Source organism: Nostoc sp. CHAB 5715, from assembly GCF_020829685.1.
Taxonomy (GTDB): Bacteria; Cyanobacteriota; Cyanobacteriia; order Cyanobacteriales; family Nostocaceae; genus Nostoc.
The window spans coordinates 1-12,675 of the sequence record NZ_JAIVFR010000074.1 but is presented as its reverse complement, the minus strand read 5'-3'; the positions used below and the strand labels follow the sequence as shown (position 1 = coordinate 12,675).

Genomic DNA, 12,675 nt, shown 5'->3' with positions numbered 1-12,675 from the left:
CTTCATCCAAATGAAGGGTTTAAAACCTAAAGTTTCAGTTACCCTGAACAGATGTAGGAATGGGGAATGGGGAATGGGGAGATGAGGGAGATGGGGGAGATGAGGGGGATGAGGGGGATCTCTTCCCAATGCCCAATGCCCAATGCCCAATGCCCAATGCCCAGTCACTCCGCTTAATTCTCCTTAGTGGTGACTGGATTCCTCTCACACTACCTGAGCGCATTTGCAGTCAATTTAATCATCCCCAAATTATCAGTTTAGGGGGTGCTACAGAAGCCTCTATCTGGTCTATTTTCTACCCTATTAACAAAATCGATCCCAATTGGAAAAGTGTTCCCTACGGGTATTCTCTGACCAATCAACAGATTTACGTACTCAATCAATCCCTCCAACCCTGCCCAAATTGGGCAATCGGTGAACTCTACATTGGCGGTTTGGGTATCGCCAAAGGTTACTGGCAAAACCCAGAATTAACAGCAGAAAGGTTTATTCCTAACCCGTTTATTGGGGAGTGGGAAGCAGGGGAGCAAAGGAAGAGAGGAGAAAATCTTTCCCCCTCATCCCCCTCATCCCCCCCATCCCCCCCACTCCCCCTTTCCCTTTACAAAACCGGCGACTTAGGGCGCTATCTACCAGACGGGACAATAGAATTTTTAGGGCGAGAGGATTTTCAAGTTAAGATCAATGGCTACCGGATTGAGTTGGGCGAAATTGAAGTTGCTTTACAACAGCATCCAGCGATCGCTCAAGCAGTTATCACAACTTTGGGCTTACCGTCTCAACAGCAATTGCTTGCCTACATTGTGTTACAGCCAGAAATGCAATTAAATGCACCCCTCCCCAACCCTCCCCAAGGCAAGGCGGGTGGGGTTTCTCCTACGGATTTTAAACTCCAACAACGGGGTGTGCGATCGCTTGATTCTACTGCCCCTCACATTGCTTTACCTGGGGCTGAGTCTTTTGGTGTCAAGCTGCAACGACAAAGTTATCGCCAATTTTTAGAGCAATCTGTATCTCTCAATAGCTTAGGCGAATTTTTAGAATGTTTGCGATCGCAGCAACTATCAAATTCACCATTGCCTAAGTACCGTTATGCTTCTGCTGGTAGTTTGTATCCAGTCCAGACATACATTTACATTAAGCCAAATCGAGTTCAAAATTTAGCGGCTGGGATTTACTACTATCATCCCCAACAGCATCAACTGATTCACCTGAGCAATTCAGCTAAAGTTGATGGTAGGATTTATGGGATTAATCAGGAGATTTTTGCTCAAGCGGCGTTTGGCTTATTTTTAATCGCTGAAATGCAGGCGATCGCACCAATTTACGGCGATAAATCTAGGGATTTATGTTTGCTGGAAGCAGGTTATATCAGTCAGTTATTAATGGAAACGGCTCCCGATTATAACTTAGGCTTATGTCCGATAGGAGCTTTAGAATTTGATGCTATCCGCGATAATTTTGCTTTGCACGAGCAGCATATATTGTTGCATAGTTTTGTCGGCGGTTGTATCGATCCAACCTGGAAAACTCGTTGGCTGTCGCCAGAAAACCCGCAAACACAGTTAACAAAAACAGAATTGATGACACAGAAGTTACGGCAATTCCTACAGCAACGGTTGCCAGAATATATGATACCTACACTTTATATCCCTTTGGAAGCATTGCCATTAACACCTAATGGTAAACTGGATCGTCGCGCCTTGCCTTTACCAGAGTTTCAATCTACTAAAACTGAGTCGCCTGTTATACTTCCTACCACAGATTTGGAAGTGGCGATCGCAAACCTTTGGCAATCTGTTCTCCAAGTCGAGGTGCAAAGCATCCACGATAACTTTTTCGAGTTGGGGGGCAATTCTTTATCAGCAACCCAGCTACTTACTCAGATGCGTTCCTCTCTCCAACTTGATTTACCAATTCGGGAGTTTTTCTTCAATCCTACCTTAGCTTCCCAGGCTGATTTGCTGAAACTGCAATGGCATCAGAAGCCACAACCGGCAAAGACACCGCAAATTGAGCGCGTTGAAAGGGGTGAAGCACAACATTTATTAGCTAACTTAGACCAACTTTCTGAAGAAGAAGTAGATAAATTACTCAAACAAATGCAGCTACAAGAAGGTGGTTAACTGATAAATGCCTTAAGAGATGGGTTTACGAGGAGATTTGACGTTTATTATGAAGCCGTGAGTCTCATGGTAACAATGTGATAGGTTTAAATAGCAAAATGTAATATCGACCATCTGTTGTGGCTGCTAAAGATCGCTTTCATAAAGTTGTTAAGATATCTCTCACTAAGGATGGGTGGAATGTTACTCACGATCCATTACAGATTAAAGTGGGTGGTGTGGATATGGAGATTGACTTAGGTGCAGAACGGTTACTGGCAGCAGAGCGAGGAAATGAAAAAATTGCGGTTGAAGTCAAAAGTTTTCTGGCTAGTGCATCCGCAATTTCCGAGTTTCATACAGCACTCGGTCAGTTCATTAACTACCGGGCGGCGCTGCGTCGTGAAGATCCTGATCGCATCCTATACCTAGCTGTGCCTGATTTAACGTATAACAGCTTCTTTCAACTTGATTTTCTTTTTCTCAATGCTACAAGAAAATGCTGTAAAACTGATTATCTACGATATTCAATTGGAGCAGATTGTACAATGGAAAATCTGACAGATAAATTAATAAGCTATCAGCAAATTGTCCAGCAATTATTGATGGGCTATGCTCAAAATAAGCCTGCCTACGGTGATATTGAAGTTGAAACTATTTTTGATACGCAGCGAAATCACTACCAAATCATGCATTTGGGTTGGCAACATAAGCGCTGGATTCATCAATGTGTAATGCATCTTGATATTCGAAATGAAAAAGTCTGGATTTTCTACAATTCAACTGAACATGATATTGCGGCTGATCTAGTCAATTTGGGTGTACCAAAACAAGATATTGTGCTGGGGTTTCATCCTCCTTTTATGCGTGAACTGAGTGATTATGGGGTGGGATGAAAGAGGTAGAAAACTGGTGCATTCCATTTTTTATTCTCCCAGCACCCATAAATAAGCAACACTAAAGGATTGTTACAGAAATATGAGGTAGGGGAGCAATTAGGCACTGTAAGAGGATACAAACGACAAATAGCTCTTTAGCACAAAAGCTGCTATAAATCAATAGTTGTAGGGTAGGCAAGGCTACGATTTTACGCAAAGCTGCACTAAGGTGGATATATTTTTAAAATTAACTGATAATTATTGTCATATACTGTGAAATAATAGCAATACTAACTTAACGAAATTATTTCCTAATAAGCGTTATATATTGCGCTCCACATGCCATTTTACAGACAGGTTGTCACGAGGCATTGCGCTGCCACTACTGATAAAAATCTCTCTTTCCCAAAACAGCAAGCCCTAAGTAATATTTTTATCTGTGATTCCTGCGGATAATTTTTTTATATGAGTCATTCACAGCCAAACACCTCTGAACTACAGGCGTTACAAAAACGACAACTTTTAGCAAAACTCTTGCAACAAGCAGCCAAGCAACAAAATTTTCCCCTATCCTTTGCCCAAAAGCGGCTATGGTTTCTCGAACAGCTACAACCAGGACTATCTGTTTACAACCTTCCTAGCGCCTTACGTTTGACGGGAAAGTTGAATATTAATGCCTTGGAGCAAAGTTTGCAATCAATCGTCCGTCGTCACGAAATCCTTCACACCAGTTTTTCTGTAGTCAACGACGAACCTGTACAAAATATTACTGCAAATTTTACACTCACACTGCCTCTAGTTGATTTGCGCGGATTATCACCAGAACACCAAGCAGCGCAAGTCATGCAACAGGCAAATCTTTTAACTGTGCGTCCTTTCCAGCTTACTCAGGCTCCGTTGTTGCGTGTGGCACTGCTACAACTAAGTACTACGGAATATGTGCTGCTGTTTGTCATGCACCACATTATTGCTGATTATTGGTCAATGCGTGTCTTGGTAAGAGAATTGGCATTGCTATATCAAGGATATAGTCAGGGTAAACCATTAATTTTACCTGATTTATCAATTCAGTATGTAGATTTTACTACTTGGCAACAGAAATGGCTGCAAAGCGAAGCACGTACCACTCAACTAACTTATTGGAAAGAACAACTCCAAAATTGTCCCCGTGAATTATCCCTACCAATAGATTATCCTCGTCCAGCAAGACAGACTTTCAAGGGAGCGCGGCAGTTTTTTACACTGTCACTAGCATTATCTGACAGGCTGGGGCAACTGAGTCAACAGCAAGGTGCTACATTATTTATGACCATGCTGACAGCATTTAATGTCTTGCTGTATCGCTACAGTGGGCAAAAAGATATTCTGGTAGGTTCCACGGTTACTAGCCGCGATCGCCCAGAAATTGCTAATCTGATTGGGTTATTTGTCAATAATCTGGTTTTTCGTACCAATTTATCTGGTAATCCTAGTTTTTGTGACTTACTCAATCAAGTCCGTGAAACAGTCCTTGGGGCGTTATCTCATCAAGAATTGCCCTTTGAAGATTTGGTAGAACAACTGCAACCAGAACGGAATTTAAGTCAAAATCCTCTGTTTCAGCTAATGTTTATTCTCCACAACACCAACAGCCAAAGCACTAATCTGGCTGGATTGACAATTGAACCTTTGGAGACTGAACATTTTACAACCCGCTTTGATTTGAGCTTGGATATGTACGAAACACCAAGGGGATTGACGGGGACATTTGAGTATAGCACCGATTTGTTCCAAGCAGCAACCATCGATCGCCTGATTCAGAATTTCCAAACACTACTGCATGGAATTGGCGAAAATCCCGATCAATCCATTGCTGAGTTGCCTTTACTCACAGAGAATGAACAACAAAAGCTACTTGTGCAGTGGAATGATACTGTTGGAGAAATTCCTGATTTATGCATTCATGAATTATTTGCTCAACAAGCTGAAAAAACACCAGATAAAATAGCAGTTATTTTTGAGAATAACTCCCTAACTTATATAGAACTTAACACCAAAGCGAATCAACTCGCCGATTATTTGCAAAAGTTGGGTGTTCAAACAGAAACACGGGTGGGGATTTGCTGCGATCGCTCCTTAGAAATGGCGATCGCACTTTTGGCTGTTCTCAAAGCTGGAGCCGCATATATTCCCCTCGATCCTGCTTATCCTCAAGAGCGTTTGGGGTTTATCCTCCAAGATGCTCAAATATCAATATTACTCACTCAGAATAGATTATTAAATTCATTACCAAAAAATACTGCGGAAATTGTCTGTATAGATAAGCATATTGATAATTTAGAGAGTCATAATCCCTTAGTTAAAGTTTACCCCAATCAACTAGCCTATCTAATTTACACCTCTGGCTCCACAGGCACACCTAAAGGCGTGCAAATTTTGCACAGAGGACTGACCAACTTTTTGAATGCAATGGCGAAAATGCCGGGATTAACGGCAAAAGATACCCTCCTCGCCGTGACAACCTTAGCATTTGACATCGCCGCCTTAGAGATTTTCTTGCCGTTAATTGTTGGTGCTAGTCTCGTTCTTGTGCAACGGGAGGTAACATTAGATGGAGTCCAACTAGCAGCCGCCATAGAACAACATCAAATCACCGTCATGCAAGCGACTCCAGCCACTTGGCGCTTACTCGTAGCAAGTGGTTGGCAAGGAAAAGAAGATTTAAAAATTCTCTGCGGTGGAGAAGCTTTAGATAATTACCTCGCCCAGCAGTTGATATCATGCAGTCGAGAAGTATGGAACCTTTACGGCCCAACAGAAACCACAATTTGGTCAGCTGTGCAAAAACTCAGTAACAACGAGTCTGTTACCATTGGTCGTCCCATCGCCAATACCCAATTTTACGTCCTCAATGACCATTTGCAACCAGTTCCTGTGGGTGTACCAGGAGAACTTTACATTGGTGGTGCAGGAGTAGCACGGGGTTATTGGCAGCGTCCAGAGTTAACCGCAGAAAGGTTTGTGGTAAATCTCTTTGGGAACGGAGTGGGGAGCAGGGGAGCAGGGAGTGGGGGAGATGAGGGAGATGAGGGAGATGAGGGAGATGAGGGGGACAAGGAAAGAATTTTCCCAATGCCCAATGCCCAATGCCCAATGCCCCATGCCCAATGCCCCATGCCCAATGCCCTTTATAAAACAGGCGATCGCGTCCGTTATCTACTTAATGGTAATTTAGAATACTTGGGACGATTGGATAACCAAGTGAAAATTCGCGGCTATCGCATTGAGTTGGGTGAAATTGAAGCGGTACTGCAAAAACATCCAGAAGTGGCTCAGGCTGTGGTTACTGTGAGGGAAGATGAAAAACTCCATCCCCTTGTGGGTGGAGTTTTTGGGCATGGGGAATCGGGCATAGGGCATGGGGAAGAAACTACCAATGCCCGAAGCCTGTCGCCCCAAGCGACGGGGCGACTATCCCGGAACACCGACGAGGGGATGGAGTTTCCCGTCGCTTTCAATGAAACCAGAGAGCAGCGTTTGGTGGCGTATATTGTCCCCAATACACCCCTCCCCAACCCTCCCCAAAGCATCGGGATGTTGCCCAATAGGGGGGGTGGGGTTACTGCTATACGTTCTTTCTTAGCGACAAAACTACCAGCGTATATGATACCTGGAGTGTTTGTGGTGCTGGAGAAATTACCTCTTACACCTAATGGTAAAGTTGATCGCCAAGCGTTACCAAATCCTGACGTAAATTCGGTAGTGACTATAACGGCTTCCTATACACCCACAGAAGAACTGTTGGCAGGCATTTGGGCATCGGTGCTGGGTATAGAGTCAGTCGCCATTGATGACAATTTCTTTAATTTGGGGGGACATTCGCTGTTAGCAACGCGGGCAGTTTCTCAAATTCGGCAGGTATTTAATGTAGAATTGCCGTTGCGTCATCTGTTTGAAACGCCAGTACTCGCTAATTTGGCAGAGGTAATTGAACAAAGCCAATCTTTAAGTTTAGCCCCGGCGATATTGCCAATTCAGCGCACAGGTAATTTACCTCTGTCTTTTGCCCAGCAACGCTTTTGGGTTTTGTCGCAGTTAGAGCCAGATAGTTCATTTTACAATATTCCCTTGGCGGTGGAAATTCAGGGAAATATTGATTTGGGGATTTTGCAGCGCAGTTTTGATGAGATGGTGCAACGACAGGAAATTTTACGGACAACTTTTCAAAGCGTTGATGGACAGCCTGTTTTGAGGATTGCTGATTTTTGTCATATCAATATATTAACGATTGATTTGCAAGCTCTGGCGGCTAATGAACAGCAACAGGAAATTAAGGATTTGGTGTTGTCACAACAACCGTTTAATTTGGAGGATGGGCCGCTGTTGCGGGTGCAGTTGTTGCGTTTGGGTGATATACGTCATGTTTTGCTGTTGACGTTGCATCATATCATTGCTGATGCTTGGTCTATGGGGTTGTTGGTTAGGGATGTGGTGGGGTTGTATCATGCAGAGGCAAGCGTGCGTGTTGCTTTGGGAACCAAAGTTGTAGCGACTGCCGCGCAAAAACGTAAACAAGACAAGGATTCTCAAGTCCCAAATATTCAGTATGTGGATTTTGCTTACTGGCAGCGACAATGGTTGCAGGGTAAGGTTTTAGAGGGGCATTTAGAATATTGGCGGCAGCAGTTGGCTGATGTGCCTGCAATGCTGGAGTTACCGACGGATTACCCCCGTCCGGCTGTACAATCTTTTCGGGGGGCTGTGCATCGGTTTGGTTTGTCTTTGGGGTTAACTAAAGCATTAAAACAGTTAAGTCAGCGTCATCACAGTACTTTATTCATGACTTTGCTGGCTACTTTGAATGTGCTGTTACATCGTTATACAGGCAGTGATGATATTGTTGTTGGTAGTGCGATCGCTAATCGAAATCGTGTAGAAACAGAATCATTAATTGGCTGTTTTGCCAATACTTTAGCACTGCGTAGCAATTTAAGCGGCTATCCCACCTTTGAAATGTTACTGCAACGAGTACGTAAAACGGCTCTTGGTGCTTATGCTCATCAAGATTTACCTTTTGAGCAATTGGTGGAAGTTCTTGTGCCAGTGCGATCGCTCAGTCATACGCCGATTTTTCAAGTTATGCTGGTGTTGCAAAACCTACCTCTGCCAGAATTAGATATGGCAGGAATACAATGTCAAATTATCAACAGTGAGCGAAGCCGAACTGTTGACGCAGATAGTGGAACGGCAAAATTTGACCTCACTTGGATAGTCAGCGAAACTCTGGAGGGACTCAGTTGTAAGCTGGAGTACAACACCGATTTATTTGCAGCGTCAACCATTGCGCGTTTGGCCAGACATCTGGAAACACTATTAGAAGCCGTTGTTACTAATCCTCAACAACCCATTGCCGAACTACCTTTGTTGAGTATTGTCGAAAAACAGCAATTGGTAAAATGGAACCAAACTCAACGGGAATATCCGGGGGAGCAATGTTTACATGAATTATTTACTGCCCAAGTCAGCCAAACTCCTAAACATACTGCCGTTATTTGGGGTAGAGAAAGTTTAAGTTATCAGGAATTAAACACCAAAGCTAATCAGCTGGCTCACTACCTACAAAGTTTAGGCGTGCAGCCAGAGGTTCCCGTGGGGATTTGTGTAAATCGTTCCCTGGATATGATTATCGGTTTATTGGGTATTCTGAAAGCTGGAGGTGCTTACGTTCCCCTTGATCCCAGTTATCCTCAAGAAAGATTGGGATTAATTATTCAAAATGCCCAGATTCAGGTTTTGATTAGCCAGCAGCATCAATTGCCCAAATTGCCCAGCTTAGATATTCCCGTATATTGCCTGGACACGGATGCACAAGCAATTATGCAAGAAAATACCGCCAATCCCAGCAGTAACCTGACACCAGAAAATCTGGCGTACATCATCTACACCTCTGGAACCACAGGCATTCCCAAAGGAGTTGCAATTTCCCATCGCAGTCCCGTTACCTTGGTATCTTGGGCAAAAGAAGTTTATTCAGCAGCACAATTAGCAGGTGTCCTTGCGTCTACATCCATTTGTTTTGATTTATCGGTGTTTGAAATCTTCGTACCCTTAAGTTGGGGAGGCAGCGTGATTTTGGCAGATAACGCCCTTCAGTTACCGGAATTACCAGCCGCAGGGCAAGTAACTCTACTCAACACCGTCCCTTCAGCCGCCAGAGAATTGCTGCGTCTCAACGCCATTCCCGCATCAGTGCAAACTGTGAACTTAGCAGGAGAATCCTTACCGAAATCCTTGGTAGAACAGCTTTACCAACAATCCACCATTGAACAAATATTCAACCTCTACGGCCCTTCAGAAGATACTACCTACTCCACATTTACCCTTATTCCCAAAGACAGCAATCAAGCCCCAACTATCGGTCATCCTATTGCCAATACTCAAGTTTATATTTTAGATAAAAACCTGCAACCCTTACCCATTGGCGTACCTGGTGAAATTTACCTCGCTGGTGCAGGAATTGCCCGTGGTTATTGGCAACAACCAGATTTAACAGCAGAAAGGTTTGTGGCGAATCCGTTGATTGGGGAGTGGGGAGTGGGGAGTGGGGAGTGGGGAGTAGGGGGCAGGGGGCAGGGGAGCAGGAGAATGGAGTTCAAAGACTCATTCACGAGTATTAAAGACTCGCCAGCGAGTATCAAAGACTCATTAACGGAGTTCAAAGACTCATTCACGAGTATCAAAGACTCGTCGGCGAGTATTAAAGACTCGTCGGCGAGTATCAAAGACTCATTCACGAGTATCAAAGACTCGTCAGCGAGTATCAAAGACTCATTCACGAGTATCAAAGACTCGTCGGCGAGTATTAAAGACTCATTCACGAGTATCAAAGACTCATTCACGAGTATTAAAGACTCGTCGGCGAATATTAAAGATTCGTCCCCCATGCCCAATGCCCAATGCCCAATGCCCCATGCCCCATGCCCAATGCCCATCCTTTACAAAACTGGCGATCGCGCCCGTTATCTAATAGATGGTAATATTGAATACTTGGGGCGAACAGATCATCAGGTGAAGTTGCGCGGTTTCCGCATTGAGTTAGCAGAAATCGAAGCAGTGTTACATCAACATCCGGGGGTGTCACAAGCAGTAGCGATCGCTCGACAAGATACGCTAGATCATGCCCGTTTGGTTGCCTATGTGGTTCCCAAGTCAAATGTGCAAGACCCCCACGGGCAAATAGCCCACAACGAGGGCATGAAAATAATCTCTTCCCCACTCCCCACTCCCTACTCCCCACTCCCTATTTTCAAAATAGAGACGGAGTTACGCCAATTTCTACTGGCAAAGTTACCTGCCTACATGGTGCCGTCAACCTTAGTAATTGTGGAAACTCTGCCATTAACTGTTAATGGAAAAGTTGATCGTCGTGCCTTACCGATTCCGGAATTGCAACCAGTAAATACCTCTTTTACTGTCTCTCGCACACCCTTAGAGCAACAATTAGTTACTATTTGGAGTCAGGTTTTAGGTGTAGAATCAATTGGTATTCACGATAATTTCTTTAGTCTTGGTGGTGATTCCATTCTGGCAATTCAGGTGGTTGCTAAGGCGAATCAACAAGGGTTGGCACTACTCCCTCGGCAGATGTTTCAATATCAAACTGTGGCAGAATTAGCAGCTATTGTTGATCCTAATAAGGAAATTTCCATACCCCAGGAGGTAGTAACGGGAGATATTGCCCTGACTCCGATCCAACACTGGTTTTTTGAGGAAAATCCAGTTGATCCACACCATTGGAACCAAGCAATTATTTTCAAAGTGCAGCAGCCTCTTAATTTTACTTGGCTGCGGCAGGCGTTAGAGAAGATAATTATTCATCATGATGGATTGCGATCGTATTACCTCACCCCAACCCTCCCCTTGTCAAGGGGAGGGAGAGAGATTTCTGATTTACCCGCAATGCAAGGGGGGATTAAGGGGGGTGATGCAACTTCTGTTTACACGTTATATGTTAATTTATCAGAATTAGCGGTTGTAGCACCAAAGAAAGTGCAAAAAGCGTTAGCCACATCTGCTGATGATTTACAAGCCAGTTTTGACCTCAATAAACCGCCATTGCTGCGCGTGGCGTATTTTGACTTGGGTGGACAGCAACGCGTAGACGCAAAGCGGCTTCTCGCTAGAGATCGCCTGTTAATCATTATCCATCACTTAATTGTCGATGGCATTTCCTGGCGGATTCTTCTAGAAGATTTGCAATCAGCCTACCAGCAACTTAGTCAAAAACAGGAGATTCAACTACCACCAAAAACTACATCCTTTCAACAATGGGCAATCCAACTGAGAGATTATGCCCAAACTAGCAATTTGCAACCAGCATTAGATTATTGGACATCCCCTTGTTGGCAGCAAGTTACTTCCCTACCAATAGATAATCCCCAAGGGTGCAATACAATGGCAGATGTAGATACCTACTCTGTTTCCCTGAGTTCTCAAGACACTCAAGCCTTACTCCAACAAGTTCCTGCAGCCTACCACACACAAATCAACGATGTTCTCTTGACAGCCTTAGTATTAGCATTCCACTCTTGGAGTGGCGATCGCCATCTTTTAGTAGAATTAGAAGCACACGGGCGAGAAGATTTGTTTCCAAGTATGAATTTATCTCGCACAGTGGGTTGGTTTACTAGCCTCTTCCCGGTATTGTTAAATATAGATGTATTATCTGAACTGGGAGATTCCCTAAAAACAATTAAAGAGCAACTACGCCAAGTACCAGATCGTGGGATTAGTTATGGATTATTACGCTACTTAGCATCCCCAACAATTCAAGCAAAACTGCGGGCAGTTCCGTCACCACAGGTACGATTTAATTATCTCGGACAATCTGACCAAATCTTTTCCCAATCATCTCTTTTCATCCCGGCGCGTGAGTCTGTCGGACATAGCCGCAGTCAGCGAGGAACACGCAACACCCTGATCGAAATTAATAGTATCGTCACAGGAGGACAACTGCGATTTGATTGGTTCTATAGTCGAACCTTACATCAACAGCAAACAATAGCCACCCTAGCCGAAAATTATCAAATAAAATTGCGATCGCTAATTCAGCATTGTCTCTCCCCCAACGCTAATGGGTTTACCCCCTCTGACTTTCCCCAGATGGAATTCACTCAAGCAGAACTCGATAAATTACTAGCAGACATATAATCTAATTCGTAATTCGTAATTCGTAATTCGTAATTAAAAAAGTCAGATTGAATTAGGGTTTGTAGATTTAAATCTGTTGCCGGATTTTAAATAATTGGTATAAAATCTTTAATCTCTCTGCGCCTCTGCGTGAGACTAATCTTTACAAACATTTTAGTATCAACCAACAATCATGCCCGCCGTGGATAAACGTCAAAATATAGAAAACATCTATCCTCTCTCGCCAATGCAGCAGGGAATGCTATTCCATACCTTGCTGACACCACAGGCGGGCGTGTATGTGCCACAGGTTTGCTTGAATTTAGAAGGTAAACTAGATGTGAATGCCATGCAAACCGCTTGGCAAGAGGTTATTAGAAATCATGCCGCTTTGCGATCGGCATTTTATTGGGAACAGCGTGATAAACCTTTCCAAGTCGTCTTTCGTCAAGTTGAATTTCCTTGGACATTTTTAGATTGGCGAGAATTATCATACAAAGAACAGCAAGCGCGATTAGAGGAGT

At 43.8% G+C, this 12,675-nt stretch carries 4 protein-coding genes and 1 pseudogene; all 5 read left to right on the top strand.

Translation table 11 applies throughout. The annotated features are described in order from the left end of the window. The first annotated feature begins 59 nt into the window (after positions 1–59). On the top strand, positions 60–2,126 hold the full coding sequence (locus LC574_RS06380) for a SagB family peptide dehydrogenase (RefSeq protein WP_229452133.1): 2,067 nt from the start codon (positions 60–62) through the stop codon (positions 2,124–2,126). A 119-nt stretch (positions 2,127–2,245) separates the two neighbouring features. Next, positions 2,246–2,666: pseudogene (locus tag LC574_RS06375) on the top strand (XisH family protein). Further along, entirely contained in the window at positions 2,654–3,001 is a 348-nt protein-coding gene (locus LC574_RS06370; protein WP_229452131.1) for a XisI protein, read from the top strand. Before LC574_RS06375 ends, LC574_RS06370 begins: the two are co-directional and overlap by 13 nt. 447 nt (positions 3,002–3,448) lie before the next feature. Further along, complete coding sequence (locus LC574_RS06365; RefSeq protein WP_229452130.1) at positions 3,449–12,172, top strand: non-ribosomal peptide synthetase; 8,724 nt, start codon at positions 3,449–3,451, stop codon at positions 12,170–12,172. 172 nt (positions 12,173–12,344) lie between these two features. Continuing rightward, positions 12,345–12,675 (top strand): condensation domain-containing protein (locus LC574_RS06360; RefSeq protein WP_229452128.1); only part of this gene is annotated, 331 nt, incomplete at its 3' end.